This is a genomic window from Bacillota bacterium, from assembly GCA_012837335.1.
In the GTDB taxonomy this organism is placed as follows: domain Bacteria; phylum Bacillota; class Limnochordia; order Darwinibacteriales; family DTU012; genus DTU012.
Window position 1 is genome coordinate 1 of the sequence record DURM01000065.1, and the last position, 23,116, is coordinate 23,116.

Consider the following 23,116-nt stretch of genomic DNA (forward strand, 5'->3'; position numbering starts at 1 on the left):
CTTTCTGGAAGAAGGCCGCGGTGAGCTGAGAGCTGGCTTATCACCAGCTTTTGCGGTTCCGATTGAAAGACCGCTTGAGGAAAAAGTAGAATTTGTCTTGGTTTTTAACATTTTCCCCTACTACTTGTTTAAGCTCGAACAGGCGGATGGACTGTACCAACTGACCCTGGAGGGGGTAAAAGAAAACCTGATTGTCTATGAGGCAGATCATTTGATAATCAAAGATATGGAGAGCAGGGAGATAGGTTTAGATGCGGCCATTCTGCTCCAATCCGATCTAAACCCTCACTATTTAGCAGTAACCCCTGCTGATCTTACACGCTCTTCTTATTCAATAGTCACAATGACTTTAGCGAAAGCTTCAGAGTAAAGGAAACCGCCGGCTGAGTTAGCCTCAACCGGCGGTATTTTTGTTCTAGCGGCAGCGCACCCAAACCAGCATTTCACCTGGGTCGCGGTTTGCCCAAGCGTAGTAGGGAATAAAGGTGAGCTTAACCGGCTGTGTCTCAAGGGATGCATTAACTCGATACAGGGTGTCGTCCCAGTTGGCAAGCTCACGTACGCCTTCGGCTGAGATGATCGCGATGCCATTGAGGAGATTCGGATCAAACGATACATCGAACTTTGTGTTTGCATTCAAGATGAGGTTGTGAAGGTCAGCTCCGTTATCTACTTCTTCGAGGCAGTAAACCAATGGCCCCCGCATTACCGCTTTTTTGCCGCTGTTAGCTCTTACCTTTGGATTAGCTGTAATCAGCACTGTTTCCATGGGAAAGTCGAGGTCTACAGTATCGCCATCAACCCAGACGCGGGTGATTTTCGCGTAGCCTTTGTCGCTGATGGTGTTCAAGTTCACCGCTTCGCCGTTAACCGCAATCTTAGGAGCGCTGCACCAGCCGGGAATCCGCAGGGCAAGGGTAAACTGCTCAGGTTTTGCCACCCTGAGAGTTAATTTAACCTTTCCATTCCAGGGCAGTTCGCTGTTTTGGGTGATCAATATGATCTGGTCTCCTAGTTCTATTTCTGCTGTTCCCCCGATATAGAGATTAGTATAGATTTCCCTCTCGTTTGTTTTGGTGTAGATATAACTGCCTAAGCTGGCTAAAAGCCTGGCGATATTCGGTGGACAGCAGGCGCAGCCGAACCAGGGCTGGCGCGTGACTTTAACATGACGCTGATCAGCTCTGTTGTGGCATGCTTCCGGCCAAACTTCGAGGGGATTGACGTAGAAAAATCTTCTGCCGTCTAAGGATATGCCTGATAAAGCGCTGTTATAAAGGGCGAGTTCCATCACATCGGCGAACTCGCTGTTCTGGATCAGTTTGAGCATGCGCTGAGCCCAAAAAATTAAGCCGATAGCAGCGCAGGTTTCACTGTAAGCACGATCGTTGGGAAGATCGTAGTCGAAGCTGAAGGATTCGCCGTGTGCTGATGCGCCGATACCACCGGTAATGTACATGCGGCGGCGCACCACATTCTGCCAGACCTCGAAGCAGGTTTCAATAAGCTCCTGATCTCTAGTGTAATAGGCGATATCAGCGACAGCCGTGTATAGATACACAGCCCTGACAGCATGTCCTTCAGCAGTAGTCTGCTTTCTTACCGGAAGGTGAGCCTGCCAGTAGCGGTAATCACCTGCCGGCTTTTCGTCCCGCTGCTCCGATTCAAAATCAAAGAAGTGAGGCTGCCTGCCTCTTTCCTCAATAAAGAACTTGCTTAACTGCAGATACCGCTCATCATCAGTAACTTGATAGAGTTTAACCAGTGCCAGTTCAATTTCTTCATGGCCCGGATAGCCGGGAATCTGCTCTGGATTAGAACCAAACACTTCTAGGAGATAATCAACAAATTTGCGGGCGGTATCCAAAACTTGAGTGTTTCCTACCGCTTGGTAATATGCAGCAGCAGCTTCAAAAAAGTGTCCGGCGCAGTAAAGCTCATGCCAGTCCCTCAGATTGGTCCAGCGCGCTTCTGGTTTGGCAATCGTAAAATAGCTGTTGATGTAGCCGTCAGGATGCTGAGCTTTGGCAATAATCTCCACAACAATATCGGCCAGCTGTTCGAGCTCAGAGTCAGGATGGGTCATTAGGCTGTAGGCAACTGCTTCCAGCCATTTGTAAACATCGCTGTCCTGAAAAATAAAGCCGTGGAACTCTCCGGTTTCGCTGCCGCCGGCGATCTGGAGATTCTTGATAGCATGACTCTTGGGAGCATCGGGAATCTGGTCATTCATCGCTCGCCATTGGTAGGGAATAACTTCGTTTGTAATCAGTTCCTGATAGCGGGACCAAAATCCATCTTTGATTCTTACCTGCTTCGGCTCAATCATGGCAGCCACTCCTTTCCGGCATTTGATTTTTCCCACAACCAAGATAATTAATGTTATACTTGTACCGATTATTTATTTTTACAGCAAGGAGCATTGGAACCTGATGAAACTATATAAATATAAATATGATCTTCATGTTCACACCAGCAATGTCAGTCCCTGCGCCCATGTTCCTGCGCATGAGATTGTCCATCTCTACAAGCAGGCGGGTTATCAGGGGATTGTGATCACTGATCACTATTACGACCATTATTTTGAAACTCTGCCCGAATCCACCTGGGCTGATAAGATCAAGCGGTATATGGAAGGATATCGGATTGCCCGGGATGAGGGGCAGAAGCTTGATCTAGATGTTTTATTTGGAATTGAGCTTAAAATGGCTGGCACCCAAAATGATTACCTAATCTACGGTGTTACCGAGGATTTCCTAGTTGAATATCCCGAGCTTTATAAGCTGAGTTTAGCTGCTCTCCATTCACTTACAAAAGCCAATGGCATGCTGCTTTATGTGGCCCATCCGTTTCGCAGCTATATGCAGCCGGTTGATCCGCGCTTGCTCGATGGAGCGGAAGTCTTTAACGGCAATCCCCGCCACAAGTCCCAGAATCATCTGGCTCTGGCTTTCGCCGAGGAGCATGGACTATTGAAAATCTCTGGTTCCGATTTCCATCAGCGGGTCGACCTGGGAATCGGTGGGGTAGCGCTGAAAGAGCGGGTCACAGATATTCACGATTTAGTCCCCATTCTTAGAGCTGAGGACTTAGGACTGATTACTAATCCACTGCCTAAGCTATCGTTTGGGTGATCAGTACAGCCGCTTTTGATTTATCATTCGCTTTTGCGGGAGTAAAACCTGCCCCGTATTCCGGTTATTCGGCAGGAAACAGAGCGGTATTTGCTGAAATGTAAACATAACATTTTATGGTAAGGAGCGGAAAGAATGGACAAATATGTAATTGGTGTCGATTTTGGAACGGACTCGGTCCGCGCTTTAGTTGTGAATACACGCACAGGCAGGGAAGAGGCATCAGCCGTTTCGTATTACAAACGGTGGGCACAGGGCTTATACTGTGATCCTGCCAGCAATCAATTTCGGCAGCATCCCCTGGATTATGTTGAGAGCCTCCAGGAGTGCATTACTGAGTCATTAGCGCAGCTGCCGCAAGAGGTGGCAGAGCAGGTTGTAGGCATTGGAATTGATACAACCGGTTCCACTCCCTGCGCCGTTGATCATACCGGTACACCTCTGGCTCTGCTTCCGGAGTTCAGCGAGAATCCAAACGCCATGTTTATTCTCTGGAAGGATCATACCGCTGTACAGGAAGCAGCGGAGATCAATGATTACGCATGGAACCATTCTCCGATTGACTACACCAAATATGTCGGTGGTATTTACTCCTCAGAATGGTTCTGGTCCAAGATTCTCCACATCTACCGCCAAGATGCTGAGGTGAGGGAAGCAGCGTATACCTGGGTGGAGCACTGTGATTGGATGCCGGCTCTCCTTTCCGGAGTTAAGTCTGCCGATGAGATCAAGCGCAGCCGCTGCGCAGCCGGGCATAAGGCGATGTGGCATGAAGAGTGGGGTGGACTGCCCAAAGAAGAGTTCTTTACAGCCATTGATCCGATCATGGCTGGCGTAACCAAGAACATGTACCGGGACACCTATCCCGCTGATGAGCTGGCCGGAGTTTTATGCGACGAATGGGCAGAGAAACTTGGCCTTAAACCGGGCATCGCTATTGCCGTAGGCGCGTTTGACGCCCATATGGGAGCTGTCGGTGGTGGCGTAACTGACAAAGCGTTGGTTAAAATTATGGGAACCTCTACCTGCGATATCATGGTTGCCCCTTATGATGTAATGCAGAATAAGCTGGTGCGGGGAATCTGCGGACAGGTTGACGGTTCCGTTATTCCGGGCATGGTTGGACTGGAAGCAGGCCAATCTGCGTTCGGAGATGTTTTTGCTTGGTTTAGGGAAGTTTTGCTCTGGCCTTTACTGGATATTCAAGAAAGCGGTTTGATTTCTGATAAGCTGGTGGACCAGATTTTCGAAAAAATTCTGCCGCGGCTCACTAAAGCTGCTGAGGCACTGTCAATTGAAGATACCCAAGTTGTTGCCCTCGATTGGCTGAACGGCCGACGCACACCAGATGCGGATCAGGCTTTGAAAGGCGCCCTGGTTGGTTTAAGCCTGGGAACTGATGCGCCGCGTATCTTTAGGGCACTGGTTGAAGCGACAGCCTTTGGTTCAAAAGCTGTTATTGATCGGTTTATTGAGGAAGGTGTAGAAATTGACCAGGTTATTGCTTTAGGCGGTATTGCCAAGAAGAATCCTTTTGTCATGCAGGTTACAGCCGATGTATTTAATATGCCGATCAAAGTAACTGAATCGGATCAAACCTGCGCGTTGGGAGCAGCCATGTTCGCAGCTGTTGCGGCAGGTGTATATCCGAATGTGCAGGAAGCCCAAAAGCACATGGGAACCGTATTCAGCGAAACTTATACTCCGCGGGCTGATCAGGCGGCCAAATACCAAGAAAAGTACCGCAGATACCTGGAAGTCGGTGGTCTGCTTGAAGATACCTTAAGAAAACTATAAGGATGTGTTGGGAATGCTGACTAAACTACGTCAGGATGTTTTGGAAGCGAACTTAGAGCTTAACCGCAAGGGATTAGTGGTTTATACCTGGGGAAATGTAAGTGGGATCGACCGTGAGCGGGGGTTAGTTGTGATTAAGCCTAGCGGTGTGCCGTATGACGAGATGACAGCAGATCAGCTCGTGGTAGTCAATCTCGATGGTGAAGTTGTTGAAGGAAGTCTGCGTCCTTCATCAGATCTGCCCACTCATTTAGAGCTGTACCGCAATTTCCCGAATATTGGAGGAGTTGCCCACACCCATTCCACGTATGCAACCGGGTGGGCTCAGACAGGCATGGATCTGCCGTGTTTAGGCACTACTCACGCGGACCATTTCTACGGCGCTGTGCCCTGCACCCGGCCTTTGAATCAGGCGGAAGTGGCGGTTGATTATGAGTTAAATACCGGCAAGGTGATTGTGGAGACATTTGCAGATCTTGACCCTGATGCGGTTCCGGCGGTGCTGGTGAGCCAGCACGGACCCTTTACCTGGGGTAAGGACGCTATGGACGCGGTAGTTAACAGTGTGGTCTTAGAGGAATGCGCCAAAATGGCAGGCATTACTTTCAGCGTTAACCGGGAAGCACAGGCAATTCCCCAGTATCTCCTTGATAAGCATTATCTGCGCAAGCATGGCAAGGACGCCTATTACGGTCAAAACTAAAATAGCGTAAGAAAAAGCAGCATCAGCGTTTTGATGCTGCTTTTACAATGCCTGTTTTGATAAGACGCTCAACTACATAAGCGGAAACCAGCAGTTTAAATACATCTACCAGAACAAAAGGTGCTACGCCCGCGCCGAGCGCTTGCCCGAAGCTGTAATCAAGGACAAGCATTAAGCCGATCACTCCGGCGGCATAAATCAGCATCAGGCCGAAGATGAGCGCTAAAAATATGGCTCTAAAACTGCGGAAGCGAAAGCGGCAGCTCAGCCATCCAATCAGAAAAGCGGCCAGGACAAAGCCCCATAAAAATCCTGCTGTTGGTCCCCACAGCATGCCAATACCACCCTGCTGACCAGAAAACACCGGCAGACCCACTGCGCCTAAGAGCAGGTAGAGGAGCTGACTGACAGCGCCATCCCGCGGACCCAATATGAATCCGGCCGTGAGCGTAAAGGGAATCTGGAGTGTTATCGGCACAACCAGTGGAGGAATAGGGACAGTGATCAGGGCTCCGAGGGCTGTTAAACAGGCAAATAGTCCGATGTAGGTTAAGCGTTTGATGTTCATTTAGATTTACCTCTCTTTAGATACTTTGACTGCGGATAGAGACATCTGCTGCTAATAGGGTACGGATAGTGCCATCGCTTTTTTTCACAATCAATGCACCGGTCTCATCGATATCCACTGCCTTAGCATGGTACGTGGCTTTTTCTTCAGTGATGATTATTTCTTGCCCCAGCATCCTGGTATAACAGCGTACCAGCTTCAGAAATTCGTGATGCTTTCCCTGGGCAAACCGAACATAGTGCTGGTTGAAATGATTTAAAAACTGCCGCAGCAGCACCTGGTTCTCTATGGTAAGATTCGTAAAATCTGATAAAAACCCTGCTCGGACTCGAATTGATTCCGGCAGCGGCTCTGCAGGCGGATTGGTGTTAACTCCAATTCCAACAATGATATAGTTGGACCCTCCCGGATTGATTGATCCCTCTGTAAGAATCCCGGCGATTTTCCTGCCGGCTATAATCACATCGTTAGGCCATTTCAGCTCTGCGGCAGCCCGATAGTGCTGTCTCAGTGTTTCCACTGCCGCCACTCCCGCTAACAGCGTGGTTTTCGCCATTTCGGTAAAGGGCAGGTTGGGTCTGAGCAGGATGGAGAAGTACAGGCCTCCTGTTTGGGAGTACCATTCCCGACCCCGCCGACCTCTGCCCTGGGTTTGGCGTTTGGCTGTGATGACCAGGCCTTCTGAGGCACCCTGCCGGGCATACTCTTTAGCTAAGTCATTGGTGGATGCAGTTTCATCAACAGTGATAATTCTGTATTGCAGTGGAGAGTTTTCGATGGCAATCACTTCCCTTTCTTCTTCCTGATCATAGGAAAGGAAATAAAAAATGTCAAGAATTGTAAAATGGCAGGAATTTTAGGTTCAGAAAGCCGAATATATAACAGGATTGTCACAGCAGATGAAAACGAACTGCGGGTTTTTAATAAAGAAAGGAGTTCGGCGGTTGGAGCGTGTCTTTTACGATGATTATGCTGATCTGCGGGTAGGGGTATTACCCCATGATTATTCCGCATTAGGTGAATATCACTGGCCGGATGTAAGCGGGGAAACAGGAAAATGGACTGCAACTACGGTGCATCACTCCTGGCGGGGCAATCCTTCTTGGCTTGTTACTACTGAGGATGGACACAAGGTTTTGGAGATTGGTGCCATCCGCCAGCGGGCGCTGCCGATGCTGATTGCTGGCGGTGAGTGGGATGACTTTGTTTTAAACACAACATTTCGCCCCATTACAACGCGGGGCGAGTACGGCATCGTCTTCCGCTATGAGACCAGCCGGCACTATTATGCCCTTTGGTATCAAACCGGGACCTTGAAGCTGATTGCCCGGTCTGATGATGAAATCAGCGCTCTAGCAGAGATTCCGGTTGCTCTCGATAGTGACCGCTATTACAATGTCAGGCTTACTGTTTCAGGGATAAAAATGGAAGCGGCTGTCGATGGATACCGCTTATGCGCTGAGGATGATACATATAAGCGAGGCAGAATTGGTTTTGCTGGAACGCACCCGGTGCGGTTCGGTCCAGTGGAAGTGCTGATGGAAGCAGAAAAAATAAAAGTGTGGCAGCAGGAGAAGCTGGCACGGAGAGAGCGGGAGGAAACCAAGCGGCGGCTCTATCCCCAGCCGAAGCTGTGGAAAGTGATTGAAACACCGGGGTTTGGCGCCGGCAAAAGCATCCGTTTTGGTGATTTAAATAATGACGGCAGAAAAGAAATTATTCTTGCCCAGAACATCAGGCGGATGCGGGGAGATAATTTCAGCGAAATCAGCTGTTTAACTGCCATTGATTTAGACGGCAATGTGCTGTGGCAGATTGGGGAGCCCAATCCTGAAAATGCTCTGGTATCCAATGATCTGCCGCTGCAGATTCACGATCTGGATGGGGATGGCAGGCAGGAAGTGATTTTCTGCAAAGATTTCCGCATATATGTCCTTGACGGTGAAACCGGTCAGGTTAAGTATTCCGCGCCGACACCTACAGCTCCACCCCACACCGGGCCGAAAATGCCCGAAGACCAGTACGACCGGATTGTCGGCGATTCACTTTATTTCTGCGATCTGACTGGGCAGGGAACTGATCGAGACCTGATAATCAAGGATCGCTACAACAATATCTGGGCTTACACCTGGGATTTGAAGCCTCTCTGGCATTACCGGGGCAACTGTGGCCATTATCCCATGGCTGTGGATATTGACAATGACGGAAAAGATGAGATTTTAATCGGCTATGCGCTTTTGGATCACGATGGCACTGTGCTTTGGTCCTTAGATATCGGTGATCATGCTGATGGGGTGGCAATTGGCAAGTTCAATCAAGGTGATGAGTGGCAGTTCATTATCGCAGCCAGCGATGAAGGTATGTATTGGGTAAATCAAGCTGGAGAAGTGCTTCGGCATCAAAATGTAGGACACAGCCAGACTGCTACTATTGCCCGGTTTATTCCTGATAGCCCAGAACTGCAGGTAGCGACAGTTACCTTTTGGGGCAATCCGGGAATAATCATCTTTTTTGATGCTGACGGCAATATCCTGCGGCGCAGGGAACTGATCGCGCCTCGGGGAACTGCTCTGTCTCCTGTGAATTGGGACGGATTAGGAACAGAACTGCTTCTGATCTCCGGTCATCCCCATGAGGGAGGCATGATCGATTACGATTTCGATCGCGTTGTCCAGTTACCAGATGATGGCCATCCCTATCTCTGCTATGAGCCGGTTGATTTAACGGGCGATGCCAGGGATGAAATATTAGTCTGGGACCAAAATTCGATCTGGATCTACACCCAAGATCAGCCGGGACCAGCTCCGGTTTATAATCCCAAGCGGCAGCCTGATTACAACATGTCTAATTATCGAGCGCAGCTTTCCCTGCCGCAGCATCTGCAGGAAAGCAGTGACTAACCATGGAATTATATCACTGGGAGAAGGGAATTAAAGGAAGTTGAAGATGATACAGTGGTTCAAATCTATATTTGAGAAAACTCTACCGCGATTTGCAGTTAAATATCCCTGGCTTGTGTTGATAGTTTTTGTCTTGGTCACCGGCTTTTTTGGCTACCAGCTGACGAACATTTATGTCGATACTGATGTAACCAAACTCACTACCGGAAGTGAGGAGGAAACGCGGGCAATTGAAACCGCCGCCCGTGATTTCACTGTCGGCGATCCTCTGTATTTGATTCTGAAAGGAGACATGAACGATCCCCAAGTTCTCCAGAAAGCAAATAACTTGATTTCTGAAATCAGAGGACACAAGGATGTCTTTGAAGTTATCAGTCCATTTGACACATCCTATTTCGGACTAGCCGGCTTTATGGTGCAGAGCATACCCGTTGCGCCGCAGGTTCCAGCAACTGAAGCAGAAGTCAAGGCGTTTCGCCAGCGGCTGGCTCAAAGTCCTAACGGCAAGCGGATGATCAGCGCAGACAGCGAAGCCATGCTGATCGAACTCTACATTTATGGAAGCTATTCCAGCCGGGGCAAGCGGGCTGTAAAAGAACTCGAAAAACTCCTAACCACTGAGTGGGGTTCGGATCAGTTTAATATGACGGGTACCAGCTACATAACCCACGCGATGGATCAAAGCATCAGGCGGGACGCCTTTGTGTTATTTCCCATTGCAGCTTTGATTGTGGTGATAGTCTTAATCCTAAGCTTCCGCAGCTGGCTGGGCTTTTTGATCCCCGGTGCTACAGTATTAGTCTCCATGGTGATCACGATGGGACTGATGGCTTGGTTGGATTTTCCGATCACCCTTGTCAGTGTGATTATGCCGGTAATTCTAATCGTAATCGGATCAGCTGACGGAATTCATATTCTGCACAAATATCAGGAGGAGTTGGGGCGGAATTCAGCGTCTAAAAATGAGATTGTCGCTCGTGTAATGGAGAAAATGGTGCCTCCCTGCACTATGACATCGGTAACCACAGCGGTGGGATTGATTTCACTGCGCACTTCAACGGTGATACCGGTTAAGGATTTTGGTACATTCTCCGGTATTGGTGTTATGGTTGCTTATGTGTTTACACTGCTGGGAATACCGGCCCTTTTGGCTGTGTTTCCTGAGCCGAAGCGCTTGAGCAGAGAGGCAAAACAGGAAACTTACTGGGATACAATTTTCCTCGCTAAACTAGCCAGATGGGTGATGCGGCACAGTAAGACAGTGGCAGTAATCGGTACAGCAGTTTTTGTTATAATGGCGTTGGGACTGCCGCGGATAACTGTTGAAGCCAATATTGCCCGCTACTTCCGGAAATCCAGCGATGCAGCGGAAGGTATTCGAGTCTATGAGCAGTATTTTGGCGGCTCCCAGCAGGTCTTGATTGTGGTGGATACTCACCAAGCCCAAGGTGCTTTGAATCCGCAGTTTTTGCCTACAATTGATGAATTAGAGCAGTATGCGCAGACGGTGCCGCTGGTGACTCATACCTGGTCCATGGCATCGCTGGCCAGAGACTTAAGTCCCGATGGACAGCTGCAGCCGAATTTGGTTCCCTTAGCCTATCAGCAGCTGCCTAGAACCCTAACCAGTGTGTTTGTAAGCCGCAATCAGCAGCAGAAAGCAATGATCTACGCTTGGCTGCGCAGCAGCGATACAACTCAGCTGGCCAATAACTTAATCTCCTTGGAAACGGGATTAAAGGAGCGGCTCCCGGAAGGGTATACGGTCACCGTCTCGGGACTTCCAAAGATTATTCAGCACCATATGCAGCGCTTTTCCGAAAGTCAAGTATCCAGTGTTCTTTGGTCAACTTTAGCTGTTTTGGCGCTGTTGATAATCTTTACGCGTTCGTTTTTAGAAGGATGCATCTCCGTGATCCCACTGATCTTTACCATAGTCATTAATTTTGGTGTTATGGGTTGGCTTGGACTGCCGTTGGATGCGGCTACAGTATTAATCGGCAGTATTGCCATCGGAATGGGAATCGACTATTCGATTCACTACATCAGTCGGGTCAACAGCGAGGTTAAGGCAGGAAAAAATCTGATGGATGCCTGCGAAATAGCCATCAGCACCGCGGGTCATGCCATTATGATCAATGCTGCTACCCTGATTGCCGGATTTTTGATGCTCTGCTTTTCTACTTTTTCCATTCTTATGGTGTTTGGCGTGCTGATGGCCTTGGCCATGGGTATCAGCTGCATTGCAACAGTAACGGTTTTGCCCGTTATGCTGCAGATATTAAGAAATAAATTCTCAAGGAGGGTTCACAGTGCTTGATTTAAAACAGTATGAAGTGTGGTTTGTCACAGGAAGTCAGCATCTTTATGGGGACGACACTTTAAAGCAGGTTGACGAGCATTCACAGCAGATCGTAAACGCGCTCAACGCGTCCGGAAAGCTTCCAGTTAGAGTTGTCTTTAAACCGGTGCTGACTAATCAGGAAGCAATTACCAGACTTTGCTTGGAAGCCAATATTGCGGAAAACTGCATCGGTCTAATTACATGGATGCACACCTTTTCGCCGGCGAAGATGTGGATTAACGGTCTCAAGCGACTGCAGAAGCCGCTCGTGCATCTGCACACCCAGTTTAACCGGGACATTCCCTGGCAGGAAATTGATATGGACTTTATGAACCTCAACCAATCTGCCCATGGAGATAGGGAATTCGGGTTTATTGTTACCCGGTTAGGCATTGACCGCAAAGTCATTGTTGGCCACTGGCAGGATCCGGAAGTTGAACAGGATCTGGCAGATTGGATGCGGGCTGCCTTGGGCTGGCACGAGATGCAGAATGTTAAAATTGCCAGATTTGGCGACAATATGCGGGAAGTGGCAGTTACCGAAGGTAATAAAGTCGGTTCTCAAGTAGAGTTCGGCTTTGCTGTAGATGGGTACGGCCTTGGTGATCTGCTTGCAGTGCTCAACCAGGTAACAGATGCCGAAGTTGAGGAACTGCTTGCTGTTTATGATCAGGAGTATCAGCTGATGGACAGCTTAAAACCTGGCGGTGAATACCGTGGTGCCCTGGCTGAACAAGCGAAATACGAACTGGCCATTGAGAGATTCCTCAAGCAGGGCGGCTATACCGGATTTACAACTACTTTTGAAAATCTTCATGGATTAGAACAGCTGCCTGGATTGGCTGTCCAGCGCTTGATGAAAAAAGGATACGGTTTTGGAGCAGAGGGAGATTGGAAAACTGCAGCGCTGCTGAGAGTCATGAAAGTAATGGCAACCGGCTTAGAAGGCGGCACCTCCTTCATGGAAGACTATACCTATCACTTGGAACCCGGCAATATGCGGATTTTAGGTGCTCATATGCTGGAAGTCTGCGAAACGATGGCAGCTGATCAACCTACACTGGAAGTCCATCCGCTTTCCATCGGAGGTAAAAACGACCCGGTTCGCTCTCTCTTTACGGCACCTCCTGGACCGGCAGTTGCTGTGACTTTAGTAGATTTGGGACACCGCTACCGCATGATCGTCAATAAGGTAGAAGTTGTGGAATCGGAAGAGCTGCCAAAGCTGCCAGTGGCGCGGGCGCTGTGGATTCCAAAGCCAGATCTGAAAACAGCGGCAGCTGCTTGGATCCTGGCAGGAGGAGCGCATCATACCAGCTTCAGTCAGGCTCTGACTGTACAGCAGATGGTTGATTTTGCAGAGATAGCCGGAGTTGAGTGCATGGTTATCGATGAATCTACCGATTTGAACCAGTTCAAGAAGGAACTGCGCTGGAACCAAGCTTATTACGGATAAATTTACCTGCAAAATAACCCCTTAAGTCGAGGGGTTATTTTGCTTTTGCAGGAAATGTTTGGTTTTAAGGAGAAATTGTTAAGGAGAGATTGATGCAGGGGGGGTTAGGTGTGCAGATAAGAATTGGAATCAGTCAAGAACACAAGGAAAAAGCAGCTGTTGCCCAAGCTTTAGCGGAGAGCAGATCCGAATCCCGACTCCCCGATTTAACGATCCTATTTTATGCCGGCGATTACGATCTGCGGGCTGTTTGGGAAGCCTGCAGTGATATTTTAAATCACTCACCTTTTATTGGCGGCCAGGTTGGCGCGATCTTTACTATGGACCGGATATTCCGGCAGGGTGTCGCTGCCTTAAGCGTGTATGGTGTTAAGGCGCAAACCAGAATTACGCCGGTGGATATCACTAGAGCTTACCGGGAAGGTCAAGAATTAGGTGCGTCGTTTGTCGAAGACAGCGTCCAGGAGGGAGCAGTGTTGATGCTGCCCCATGTGCACAACTACAAATTATCCGCTTTGATTAGAGGCATCTATTCGAATCTTGGACCCAGCTTCCAGTATTTTGGCGCCGGAACGGTCAGCCAGTTTACTGAAGCCGGATACACGGACGAAGGAGTTGCTCTGGCCTTGGTTGAAGAAGCTTATTTTACCCAAGGTGTGGGGCATGGCTGGATGCCTTTAGGCGAACCGATGCTGATCACCAGAGCTGAGCGGAACAGGATCTATGAGCTGGATGGCCAGCCGGCTGTGCAGCGCTACTGCGCTGTTGTGCGGGAGATGCTCGATCAGGAGATTGATATTACCGGACATAAGTTTCAGCTGGGCATTCCCTGCGGAAGCGGGGATTATGTAGTCCGTGACATTATTGAAGTGGAGGATCAGGCTTTGGTCTGCGTAACGGAGATCCCGCCGAAATCAATGGTGAGCTTGATGACTACCAGCATTCCAGCTCTGCCGGCAGTGGCCAAGAGAATCACTGAAGAAACCTTAGACCAGCATCCTGAGCCTAAATTCGCGATTATGTTCGACTGCGTAAGCCGAGAGCGGCTGCAGAAGGATTCGTTTATTCTGGAGACTCAAAATATCTACCGCGTACTTGGAGATTTACCGGCGCTGGGAGTATTAACATTTGGGGAAATCAGCAGCAGTTTTGGAATCCCGCTCTACCACAACAAAGCCCTGTCAGTCACTATCGGAGGTGAGGGCAGATGATACCGCAGGCATATGAACTCCTTTTAATCATGGATATTGCTGCTTTTGACAGCGATCTTCCCAGCGAGGAGCTTTTTCAGCAGGTGATTGAAAAAGCAAGCCGCCTGCTTGGGGTGCAGAAACTGATTCTGAGCTTAAACGACCCGATTCTGCAGAACTGCAGCGGTTTTTGGGGATTTATGAAGCATGAGGATCCCATGGCTGCCACGGCAGAACCTGGGCCGAACAGCTATCTTCATCAGTTTACTAATTCTAGTTCGTATTTATACATGGAAGAGGCTGGGCCTTTATCGGTGCAGAAACAGCGTTTATACACTATCTTTGCCCGCAGTCTGGAGGACGCCCTTACCCGCAAAAAGATTAAAGAATCGCTGCGGCAGTCCGAAAAGAAATACCGGGACATTTTGGCAAACATGCAGGAAGGGTATTATGAGATTGATCTTAAGGGCCGCATTGTGTTCTGCAATCAGTCGCTGTACGATTTGTTAGGCTATGAAGTTGGAGAACTGGCAGGTGTGAATATGCTGACAATCTGCGTTGAACGGCGCAAAGTTTTTCAAATATTCCGCGCTGTTTGGGAGCAGAGGTCTGCAAAGCGGGTTAATACGATTAAACTCAGGCGTAAAGACGGGTCATTATGCTATGGCGAAGTATCTATCCGCCTGACCAGAAACAGCAGCGGTGAGGTTGCTGGATTCAGCGGCCTGATCCGGGATATTACGGAGCGGATTCACTACCAAAAGCGGCTGGAGTTTCTCAGCATGCACGATGTGCTGACCGGACTTTACAACCGCCGGCACTTTGAAGATTTGATTGTGAAGTATCAGGAATCGACAGATTACCCTATTACAGTGATTGCCGCGGATTTAGATGGATTGAAGATCATTAATGACAGCATGGGCCATCCCTGCGGTGATATGGTGCTGAGAGCCTTTGCTAAGATCCTTCGGGACGGTGTAAAAGGCAGGGGGGCAGCGGCCCGTCTCGGCGGTGATGAATTCGGAGTAATAATTCCCAGGTGCAGCAGCAAGCAGGCAGAGATTTTTATGGAGAAGGTTCGCCGCGCAGTTGATGACTACAATCAGGAGAATCCGACGCTGCCTTTAAGCATTTCCATGGGCAGCGCCACAACGGAAGATGATTCTGTTTCTCTGACGGAACTCTACCGCATTGCCGATGATCGGATGCTCCACGATAAGCTGTATCGCAGTGTAAGCATGAAATCTGAGATTGTAAATATTCTCATGGCTGCGCTGGCGGAAAGAGATTATGTCACACACGGCCATGCCGCGCGCATGGAGGTGATCTGCGAGGCGATTGCTAAAAAACTTCAGCTTTCCGAAGCGCAGATCGCTGACCTTGCTCTTTTAGTCAAAGTGCACGATTTAGGCAAGGTGGGCATTCCCGATAGTATCCTGACAAAACCCGGGAAATTATCCGATGCGGACTGGAAAATAATGAGGCAGCATCCAGAAAAAGGCTATCGGATTGCAACTTCCTCGCCGCATTTAGCCGGAATATCTCGCTTAATTCTCTGCCACCATGAGCGGTGGGATGGCAGTGGTTATCCGCTGGGATTGGCGGGGGAGGAGATTCCCATTGAGTGTCGAATTTTAGCTATTGCTGATGCATACGATGCTATGACGAGTTTTCGTCCTTATCGAGAGCAGATTACCCATGAAGAAGCGATCGGAGAAATTATTGATAACGCCGGCAGTCAATTTGATCCGCATTTGGTTGAAATTGCTGTTCCTATTCTCAATGAACTTCACAGTGGAGTAAAGCTGTTTAAGTAATTTACGGACATAATGTACAAACAAGTCGCGACTATTGTTAGCGGGAGGGATCTTGGTGCATCTCGCTAAACGCAGGATTTCAGCAGCAATTTTAGTAATCTGTTTACTCACTGTGGGATTAGTACTGACTGCAGAAAAAACTCAAGCTGAGTACCGTGTTAATCCATACTGGTACCGCATTATTGGCGGAAGACCAAATTGGGATGTAATTGTACTTGATCGCGTGCGCGAAAAGGACAGTCCCTATTACTGCAGCAGATTATCTATTCCGGTGATTCACGGCATAAAAGACCAGGAGCTGTATGATCAGCTCAACACCATGTTTTACGAGGGAATAGTTCATTTTGACCATGAGATTGAAACCAATACTTACAAGTATCTGGAGGAGCTGGACGGCCCACCGGAACAGCTGCCCAAGTACACTACCGAAGTGAATTACAAGGTAAATTATAACTCGGGCGGAATTCTCAGCTTGACTGTCAGCTTCAGCCACTATTTGGATCGGCACAATAAGTCAGGATTCATGGAAACGGTCAATGTGGATTTGACCACCGGCAGGATTATCGAGTTTACAGACTTGTTCGCAACTGAAGAGGAGCGAGGTGTTCTGCTAAAAGCAATTAACAGCCAAATCAAACAAAATCCATCGGCTTATTTTGTCAGCGAGATCGAAGCAGGAGATTTGAGCAGCATTCAATCCTTTTATATCACAGAAAATCACATCATTGTCTACTTTGATTTAAATGCGATCGGACCGTATACAACTGGCATTCCTGAGTTTTGGTTAGAATTAAGCGCAGCGGTCAACGAACTGCGGCAGCACTACGAGGGCAGATGAATATAAGTGACGATGTTAGAAATTTAATTTGACAAGAGTCCTCTATTATGGTATTATTTATAAACAACCAGCTAGAACAGGGAATCTCGATAAACATTGGGAGGTGTACCGCTGCGTCAGAGAGGAGAAAACCTATGAAAAGACATCTGATCAGTGAGTGGTCTGTTGGAGAGCATTCGGGTCAATTGGCGATTGTTGGACACTCGGAGGGAGACCTGCAGATCGCATTGGAAGTTGCCAATCAGTCCGGTCAGGGAACAATTCTGTTTTTGTGGGATGAAAGCGATGTATTGGTGCAGGGGGTAACTGAAGTCCTTATTACCAAGCATGGCGAGCTGAAGGATGAGCTGATCATTGGGATCGCGATTTCGCGCATGGGCAGTATCGTTTTTGGCTGGAGTCCTTTTGAAGACAATGACTGTGCGCTGATGTTCAGTCAGGGTGAAGAGAAGATTTTGATAGCAGAAACGCACGCAGTGGAGTTCTTTAGATGGTTGCGCAGAAGCTTGCAGTTAATAGGAAGAATTGTATAGTTAACATAAGCTGCAGGAGGAAAATTGATGCTTGAATTTTGGGATATAGACCTTGTTCTCTCACAGGAAAGCTGATGGGAAACAAGGTCTTTTTTGTGTTATAATTAGATGGTAATTATGGACATCATAGATAAATGCTGATTACCGATGAGAAAGGAGCAGTTATATGAAAGTAACAGTATTGGGGGCAGGACGCTGGGGAGCATTTCTCGCCTGGTATCTCAACCGCCTCGGACATGAAGTGCTGGTTTGGGGCAGGGCAGCATCGGCGAATTTTACCAAGCTGATGGAAACCCGCACCAACGAGTACCTCACTCTTCCCGCTTCTGTTCAAATGACCACAGATCTAGAAGGAGCAGTCGATTTTGGCAGTGTCATCGTCATCAGCATTGCATCACAAAACTTAAGGCAGTTAGCCCAAAGCATTAATCAATTTGATGTTTCGGATAAAACTTTTGTACTGTGCATGAAGGGCTTGGAAGAAGACAGCGGCAAGCGCTTAACCCAGATCATCAAAGAAGAGATCACCCAGCCCTGCCAGATAGCGATTTGGGTGGGTCCTGGGCATGTTCAGGATTACATCAACGGCATCCCGAACTGCATGGTAATCGGCTCGGATAATATCAATACCACTAAATATCTGGTGCAGGAGTTTGGCAGCGAGCTGATCCGCTTCTACTACGGCCAGGATTTAATCGGCAATGAGGTCGGCGCTGCGGCTAAGAATGTAATCGGAATTGCAGCTGGTATGATAGATGGGCTGAACTACAGCAGCCTCAAAGGCGCTTTAATGGCCCGGGGAGCCCGGGAAATTTCCAGATTGGTGAGAGCTATGGGCGGTAATGAGCTTACTGTATACGGCTTAAGCCACCTAGGTGATTACTCAGCGACATTATACTCACCATACAGTCACAACCGGGCTTTTGGGGAAGCTTTTGTGCAGGGTAAGTCTTTCGATAAGCTGGCAGAAGGTGTGTCTACGGTTAAAGCTTTGATGGTGCTTGCCGAGAAGTATGAGATAGAACTTCCGATTTGCGAAAGCATCGATACAATTGTCAACAAAAAGAAAGATGCCGAGGAAGTCCTGCTTGATCTTTATCTGCGGCCGATCAAGTTTGAATTCTAAATTGCAAAAATGGCTGTAAACGATAGCTATTATCGATAAGGTAGAGTTATTTGCCTAAAACCACTCACCAAGGTAAATCTGGCTGTTTGTATATTTCTAAGTAATTTACTAAGATTTACTTAAAATGGTAAAGGAGTGGGGCTATGCAGGTAACCAAAGATATTACTTGGGTAGGAGTGCTAGATCCTGATTTAGAAGTTTTTGATGTTGTGATACCAACCGAATGGGGCACAACCTACAATTCATATTTAATCAAAGCAGAAAAGCCCTGTTTAATTGATACTGTCAAAGTAAATTTTACTGATGAGTTTCTCCACAAAGTAGAGCAGGAGATTGATTTAAACGAGATAGAATATTTAGTGGTCAACCACACCGAACCGGATCACTCCGGTGCGGTAGGAGCGCTTTTAGAAAAGGCTCCCCACATCAAAGTCTACGGCACAAGGCCGGCAGTTCAGTTTCTGCAGGAGCAGATCAAGCGGGATTTTGAAGCAGTAATTGTAAAGCACAACGATACTTTAGACTTAGGCAATAAGACGCTTCGCTTTATCATGGCGCCGTTTCTGCACTGGCCCGATACCATGTTCAGCTACCTTGAAGAGGACGAGATTCTCTTTACCTGCGATGGGTTCGGCAGCCACTACTGTGATCCCGAGGGCAGAATGTTTGTAAGCGAAATCGGGGACATTACGCCGCACATCAAATACTATTATGAAGCAATTATGAGTCCGTTTAAACCGAAGATTCTTGAGGCAGTGGAGAAGGTCAGACCTTTAGCCATCAAAATGATTGCCACTGGCCACGGACCCATTCTCGACCGGGATTTCTGGCATGCAGTCGATCTCTATCAAGAATGGAGCGGTACTGGCGTTAAGGCTGATCCCAAGATCGTGATCGGATATGCCAGTGCTTACGGACACACGAAAATGATGGCCGATCTGATAGCCGAGGGTGTGAGAAGCGCAGGGCAGGAGCCGGTGTTGATTGACTTTGCCAATGATTCGGAGCATGTGATTAAGGCAGCGCTGCAGGATTTCGACGGCTTGGTTGTCGGTTCGCCTACCATCAACGCCGATGCGGTTGAGCCGGTGTGGCGGGCTTTAAGCCATGTCAGTGCCATTACTTCCAAGGGCAAGCTCGCAGCAGTTTTCGGCAATTACGGCTGGAGCGGCGAGGCAGTTGACTTATTGGAAAACCGCTTGGAACGGATGCGTTTGGCAGTTGTTCAGCCGGGACTGAAAGTTCGGTTCGGTTTATCGGAAGAAAACCGGGAGCAGTGCCGCGAATTCGGAAGAACCTTTGCGAGAGCTTTCATTAAGGAGGCTCAGCCTCAGCGGTCATAAAGCTCGGTGAGATCCTTTAACCGCAGCCCAATTTCTTCAGTTAAATGATGAGCGCTTAAGCGCCAGCGCCAGTTGCCCGCGACTGTACCGGGAACATTCATGCGGGCGGAGCTGTCCAGGGCTAAAATGTCCTGGAGCGGGGTGATGGCCAGATTCGCCGGGGAAGCGAGAGCCGCTCTGATCAAATCCCAGGCAATATCGGTGCCATCGCAGTTGAGGTAGCGGCAGACATAATCCTTAACTTTTGGATTGGACTTCTGATACCAGCCAAGCGTAGTATCGTTATCGTGGGTGCCGGTGTAGACAGCGCAGTTTTCGGTATGGGCATGAGGACTGTGGATGTTTGGCTTGAGGGCTTCGAAAGCAAACTGGAGCACGCGCATACCTGGCAGTTTCCACTTGTCTCTGAGTTCAATGACAGCGTCATCAATAAAACCGAGATCTTCAGCGATAAAAGGCAGAGTGCCGAGCTCAGTTTTTACAGCAGCAAAAAAATCTGAGCCCGGACCGGGCATCCACCTGCCGTTTATCGCTGTTTTTTCTCCGTACGGAATCTGCCAGTAAGCGGCTAAACCGCGGAAATGATCAACGCGGACTAAGTCTACCAGCTGCAAAAGCACCTCAATCCGCTTGAGCCACCAGTCGAACCTTTCTTCATAATGGGCATCCCAATTGTAAACCGGATTGCCCCACAGCTGACCGGTCCTGCTGAAATAGTCTGGCGGTACTCCTGCAACAAATTCCGGCAGACCCCGCTTGTCCAATAAAAACAGCTCCGGTTTTGCCCAAACATCGGCGCTGTCATGGGCTACAAAAAGAGGCAGATCGCCGATGATGCTGATTCCCTTTTTGTGGGCGTAATCCTTCAGTTTCTCCCACTGGCGGAAAAAGAGATACTGGCCAAAGATCTGCTGCTCAGTTTCTAAGGCCAGCTTCTCCCGCCAGTGGACAAGAGTCGACTCCTTCCTCATGGCAAGCTCTTCCGACCATTCAATCCAGCTTACTCGCTTAAAATGGTGTTTTAACGCCATAAATAGCGCGAAGTCATCGAGCCAAAACTGATTGCTGCGGCAGAAGCGTTCGTACTCCGCTTGCAGATCAGCCGATGATCGTTTCTGGAAACGCGCAAATGCCTGCTTGATCAGGATGTATTTAGCTTCAGGTGAATCAAACTGGATGCTATCCAGGTCAGATTCTAAAATAAGCTCTTCCTTAAGCAGCAGGTCAGGACTGATTAGATGGAGATTGCCTGCAAAGGCAGAGTAGGGGGCATAGGGAGATCCGAAAAAATCGGTGGGACCGAGGGGAAGAATCTGCCACAGCTTCTGTCCTGAAGCGTGAAGAAAATCAATAAAATCATAGGCTTCTCTGCCCAAATCACCGATGCCATACTCATTAGGCAGCGAAGTGATATGAAGGAGGATTCCGCTTTTTCGGGATGCCGGCATATTGACCCTCTTTTCCTCTTTTCCCACTAGTATGGCCCATTTTCACCGAATTTATCTGGAAGGAAACGAGAAAAAAAGAACTGGCCGGGTCACATGGACCTGGCCAGCAGTTTTTCTAACTCATAGTTGGGGAGGGGTGGGCTGAAATAGTAGCCCTGGACTTCTCGCAGACTGTATTGGCCTAAGAACTGCAGCTGTTCGTGGGTTTCCACGCCTTCGGCAATTAAGTTCAGCCGCATCATGCGGGCCATGCTGATAATCGTCTGGACAATCACCCGATCCCGGGTATTATAAGATATTTCTTGGATAAAGCCTTTATCAATTTTTAAAGTATCAATGGATATCTGCCGCAGGTGGCTGAGGGGAGAGTATCCGGTACCAAAATCGTCGATAGCGATTTTAATTCCCCGCGCTCTGAGCATTTGAATTTTGTTCATTACCGCCTCAACGTTAAGCAGTTGGCTTTCGGTAATCTCCAGTTCTAAATAGCCCGGATCCAGTCCGGTTTCTTCGAGGATAGCGAGCACTTGGTCGCAGAAATTGCTCTGGTTGAACTGGGAAACAGAAATATTCACCGATAGGCGGCTTAAGGTGCAGCCTTGATCGAGCCAAACGCGGAACTGCTGGCAGGCTGCGGTTAAAATCCATTCTCCCAAAGGAACAATCATGCCCGTCTTTTCAGCAAGGGGAATAAACTCCAGCGGTGGAACCATCCCCAGCTCAGGGTGATTCCATCTCACCAAGGCTTCAACGCCGACAATGCGGCATAGTTCTAAATCGATCTGCGGTTGATAGTGCAGTAAAAACTGGGATTGAGCGAACGCGTCTTTCAGGGCAGCCTCCAGTTCGATGCGGCGCATTGACTGAAAACCAAGCGAAGGTGAGTAATACTCATGTGAGCCGCGTCCTCGCTGTTTAGCCTGGTATAGCGCAATTCCGGCGCAGCGGATTGCCGCGTCCGCATTTGGTTCCACATCTGCTAAGAGGCAGATGCCGGCGCTTGCGGTAATGGTTAGGCGCTGATTGCTTACCTCAATCGGCGCAGCAATTTGATGGAGCAGTGTTTGGCAGAACTGCTCTAAATCATTTCGGGTGTTGCGTTTTACTACAATTACAAACTCATCGCCGGCCAGGCGGGCCAAAAAGTCGCTGGGTTTAAGCTGACTGCCCATTCGATCAGTCAATTGGCAGAGCAGGTGATCGCCTAGATCCCGTCCCAGGGAATCATTAATCACTTTGAAGCGATCTAAATCAAGGGCAAATACAGCAGGTACACCGTCATATACTCCTTTACTGATCAGCTGCTGGAGGTGCTGATATAAAAGAATTCGGTTTGGCAGTTTGGTAAGCGGGTCATAAAACTTAATCTCCTCAGGTGACTTCTCAGTCTTAAGCTCACCGCTTACATCGCGAATGATTCCGTGGATTCCCACAACCTTTTTATTGATGAAAATCGGAATCGCCGTCATCTCTGCCGCCAATTTTCTGCCGTCTTTGTGGAGAAAACCGACATGAAAGCGTTTCACACATCCCTGCTTAACCGCAGTCAAGACAGTCGCAAAATTCTCTTGACTGGAAGAGATAATAAGTTCGGTCAAGGGCGTGTTCAGCAGTTCCTCGCGGTTAAATCCGCTGAACGTCACCAGCGCAGCGTTAACTTCCACCAAGGCGGTATCTATTGCACAGCAGAACATTCCGTCCGGATTATTGTGAAAGAAGGACGAGTAGCGCGGCTCATATGTGTTCAGCAATGTCATTAAATATTGGTTTTCTGAACCGTGGGACGATGGCAAATTTATAACCCCTTCGCGTTAAAGTCAAGCCTTTCTTAATTTCTTCCATATTAAGTGAGATTATCCTGCTAAACTGTCCACTAAATTTTTACAAAAATGACTTTAGACAGGCACGAAAGCAGATTT

The 23,116-nt window shown here is 48.5% G+C and carries 18 protein-coding genes; 13 read left to right on the plus strand and 5 right to left on the minus strand.

Annotated elements, in window-relative coordinates; genetic code table 11:
* Positions 1–370 (plus strand): hypothetical protein (locus tag GX019_09415; GenBank protein ID HHT37376.1); only part of this gene is annotated, 370 nt, incomplete at its 5' end.
* A gap of 45 nt (positions 371–415) precedes the next feature.
* Here GX019_09415 and GX019_09420 read toward each other — a convergent pair.
* The gene (locus GX019_09420; protein ID HHT37377.1) at positions 416–2,326 is read right to left on the minus strand and encodes a glycoside hydrolase family 127 protein; all 1,911 of its coding nucleotides are present in this window, start codon (positions 2,324–2,326) and stop codon (positions 416–418) included.
* Between the two features lie 106 nt (positions 2,327–2,432).
* Here GX019_09420 and GX019_09425 point away from each other — a divergent pair, with 106 nt between their 5' ends.
* From GX019_09425 to GX019_09435, 3 genes are all read left to right on the plus strand, one after another.
* Positions 2,433–3,134, plus strand: coding sequence for a PHP domain-containing protein (locus GX019_09425; GenBank protein HHT37378.1), 702 nt, complete (start codon positions 2,433–2,435; stop codon positions 3,132–3,134).
* A gap of 135 nt (positions 3,135–3,269) precedes the next feature.
* Positions 3,270–4,931, plus strand: a complete 1,662-nt coding sequence (locus tag GX019_09430; GenBank protein HHT37379.1) for a ribulokinase — start codon at positions 3,270–3,272, stop codon at positions 4,929–4,931.
* 13 nt (positions 4,932–4,944) lie between these two features.
* Positions 4,945–5,634, plus strand: coding sequence for an L-ribulose-5-phosphate 4-epimerase (locus tag GX019_09435; protein HHT37380.1), 690 nt, complete (start codon positions 4,945–4,947; stop codon positions 5,632–5,634).
* Positions 5,635–5,656: 22 nt separating this feature from the next.
* On the opposite strand, the gene GX019_09440 is transcribed toward GX019_09435, so the two are convergent.
* Positions 5,657–6,202: a biotin transporter BioY gene (locus GX019_09440; protein HHT37381.1), complete on the minus strand. Its 546-nt coding sequence runs from the start codon at positions 6,200–6,202 to the stop codon at positions 5,657–5,659.
* A 16-nt stretch (positions 6,203–6,218) separates the two neighbouring features.
* A complete protein-coding gene (locus tag GX019_09445; protein ID HHT37382.1) occupies positions 6,219–6,989 on the minus strand; it encodes a biotin--[acetyl-CoA-carboxylase] ligase in 771 nt (256 codons plus the stop codon).
* A 157-nt stretch (positions 6,990–7,146) separates the two neighbouring features.
* Here GX019_09445 and GX019_09450 point away from each other — a divergent pair, with 157 nt between their 5' ends.
* From GX019_09450 to GX019_09490, 9 genes are all read left to right on the plus strand, one after another.
* Positions 7,147–9,102: a hypothetical protein gene (locus GX019_09450; GenBank protein ID HHT37383.1), complete on the plus strand. Its 1,956-nt coding sequence runs from the start codon at positions 7,147–7,149 to the stop codon at positions 9,100–9,102.
* Between the two features lie 46 nt (positions 9,103–9,148).
* Entirely contained in the window at positions 9,149–11,422 is a 2,274-nt protein-coding gene (locus GX019_09455; GenBank protein HHT37384.1) for an RND family transporter, read from the plus strand.
* Positions 11,415–12,902, plus strand: a complete 1,488-nt coding sequence (araA, locus tag GX019_09460) for an L-arabinose isomerase (protein HHT37385.1) — start codon at positions 11,415–11,417, stop codon at positions 12,900–12,902. The genes GX019_09455 and araA overlap by 8 nt, the downstream gene beginning before the upstream one ends.
* 110 nt (positions 12,903–13,012) lie before the next feature.
* Positions 13,013–14,113, plus strand: coding sequence for a hypothetical protein (locus tag GX019_09465; protein HHT37386.1), 1,101 nt, complete (start codon positions 13,013–13,015; stop codon positions 14,111–14,113).
* Entirely contained in the window at positions 14,110–15,909 is a 1,800-nt protein-coding gene (locus GX019_09470; protein HHT37387.1) for a diguanylate cyclase, read from the plus strand. The genes GX019_09465 and GX019_09470 overlap by 4 nt, the downstream gene beginning before the upstream one ends.
* 55 nt (positions 15,910–15,964) lie before the next feature.
* Positions 15,965–16,747, plus strand: coding sequence for a DUF3298 and DUF4163 domain-containing protein (locus tag GX019_09475; protein HHT37388.1), 783 nt, complete (start codon positions 15,965–15,967; stop codon positions 16,745–16,747).
* A 134-nt stretch (positions 16,748–16,881) separates the two neighbouring features.
* The gene (locus GX019_09480; protein ID HHT37389.1) at positions 16,882–17,280 is read left to right on the plus strand and encodes a hypothetical protein; all 399 of its coding nucleotides are present in this window, start codon (positions 16,882–16,884) and stop codon (positions 17,278–17,280) included.
* A gap of 166 nt (positions 17,281–17,446) precedes the next feature.
* On the plus strand, positions 17,447–18,406 hold the full coding sequence (locus tag GX019_09485) for an NAD(P)H-dependent glycerol-3-phosphate dehydrogenase (GenBank protein ID HHT37390.1): 960 nt from the start codon (positions 17,447–17,449) through the stop codon (positions 18,404–18,406).
* Positions 18,407–18,549: 143 nt separating this feature from the next.
* Positions 18,550–19,749: an FprA family A-type flavoprotein gene (locus GX019_09490; GenBank protein HHT37391.1), complete on the plus strand. Its 1,200-nt coding sequence runs from the start codon at positions 18,550–18,552 to the stop codon at positions 19,747–19,749.
* Here GX019_09490 and malQ read toward each other — a convergent pair.
* The gene (gene malQ, locus GX019_09495; GenBank protein HHT37392.1) at positions 19,737–21,197 is read right to left on the minus strand and encodes a 4-alpha-glucanotransferase; all 1,461 of its coding nucleotides are present in this window, start codon (positions 21,195–21,197) and stop codon (positions 19,737–19,739) included. The genes GX019_09490 and malQ overlap by 13 nt on opposite strands.
* Positions 21,198–21,286: 89 nt before the next feature.
* Positions 21,287–22,954, minus strand: coding sequence for an EAL domain-containing protein (locus GX019_09500; protein HHT37393.1), 1,668 nt, complete (start codon positions 22,952–22,954; stop codon positions 21,287–21,289).
* Between the last annotated feature and the right edge of the window lie 162 nt (positions 22,955–23,116).

Coding starts and splice junctions, on each gene's coding strand:
- GX019_09455 (HHT37384.1), top strand. CDS start 9,149: ATGATACAGTGGTTCAAATCTATATTTGAGAAAACTCTACCGCGATTT.
- GX019_09425 (HHT37378.1), top strand. CDS start 2,433: ATGAAACTATATAAATATAAATATGATCTTCATGTTCACACCAGCAAT.
- GX019_09440 (HHT37381.1), bottom strand. CDS start 6,202: ATGAACATCAAACGCTTAACCTACATCGGACTATTTGCCTGTTTAACA.
- GX019_09490 (HHT37391.1), top strand. CDS start 18,550: ATGCAGGTAACCAAAGATATTACTTGGGTAGGAGTGCTAGATCCTGAT.
- GX019_09480 (HHT37389.1), top strand. CDS start 16,882: ATGAAAAGACATCTGATCAGTGAGTGGTCTGTTGGAGAGCATTCGGGT.
- malQ (HHT37392.1), bottom strand. CDS start 21,197: ATGCCGGCATCCCGAAAAAGCGGAATCCTCCTTCATATCACTTCGCTG.
- GX019_09500 (HHT37393.1), bottom strand. CDS start 22,954: ATGACATTGCTGAACACATATGAGCCGCGCTACTCGTCCTTCTTTCAC.
- GX019_09435 (HHT37380.1), top strand. CDS start 4,945: ATGCTGACTAAACTACGTCAGGATGTTTTGGAAGCGAACTTAGAGCTT.
- GX019_09430 (HHT37379.1), top strand. CDS start 3,270: ATGGACAAATATGTAATTGGTGTCGATTTTGGAACGGACTCGGTCCGC.
- GX019_09470 (HHT37387.1), top strand. CDS start 14,110: ATGATACCGCAGGCATATGAACTCCTTTTAATCATGGATATTGCTGCT.
- GX019_09485 (HHT37390.1), top strand. CDS start 17,447: ATGAAAGTAACAGTATTGGGGGCAGGACGCTGGGGAGCATTTCTCGCC.